This window comes from Winogradskyella sp. UBA3174 (genome assembly GCF_002364335.1).
Lineage (GTDB): Bacteria > Bacteroidota > Bacteroidia > Flavobacteriales > Flavobacteriaceae > Winogradskyella.
This window is the reverse complement of the sequence record NZ_DEXW01000011.1, coordinates 18,695-19,468: the sequence shown is the minus strand read 5'-3', so window position 1 is coordinate 19,468 and position 774 is coordinate 18,695. Positions and strand designations below refer to the sequence as shown.

At 36.3% G+C, this 774-nt stretch carries 1 protein-coding gene; it reads left to right on the top strand.

Annotated features, from left to right (window positions below; genetic code table 11):
- A partial coding sequence (locus tag B2U95_RS01180) for a zinc-dependent metalloprotease (protein ID WP_296311605.1) occupies window positions 1–774 on the top strand: 774 nt, incomplete at both ends.

Here is a 774-nt window from a genome sequence, read left to right as displayed (position 1 = left end):
ATGGATTATCCGCATCCACAAATTGAATTAAATAATGGAAAGATAGATTTCAGTAATGCTTACGCAACGGGAATAGGCGATTGGGACAAAGTAACGGTTGCATACAGTTATTCTGAATTTGAAAAGATTGCAAATGAAAAAGAAGCTTTAAATACCATTTTGATAAAAGCGCAAAATGATGGTTTACGTTTTATTACAGACTCTGATGCGCGAGCAGCTGGTGGAGCGCATGCTTTAGCACATTTATGGGATAATGGTAAGACACCAGCTGAAGAGTTGGATGCTGTGTTAGAATTGAGAGAAAAAGCAATTTCAAACTTCTCAAAAGATAATATTAAGACTGATGAACCGTATTCAGTTTTAGAAGATATCTTTGTGCCTTTATACTTTTATCATCGATTTCAGGTAGAAGCAGCAACGAAAGTCATTGGAGGATTAGATTATAATTATGCGGTTAAAGGTGATGGTCAACTAACAACTAAATCTGTTGACGTAACTATGCAAAAACAAACTTTAGACGTAATTATTAAAACGCTTAATGCGAGAGCATTAGCGATTCCAAAGGATAAGTTGGACTTATTTCCACCACGAGCTTTTGGTTATAATCGCTCGCGCGAATCTTTTAAAGGAAAAACCGGAGTTGCTTTTGATCCTCTTAGTGCAGCCAATACAGCAAGTGATATGACGTTGAAGTTTTTGTTACATCCACAACGTGCTAATCGTTTAGTGTTACAGAAGAGTTTGGATGAGAATCAATTGAGTTTAGAGGATGTT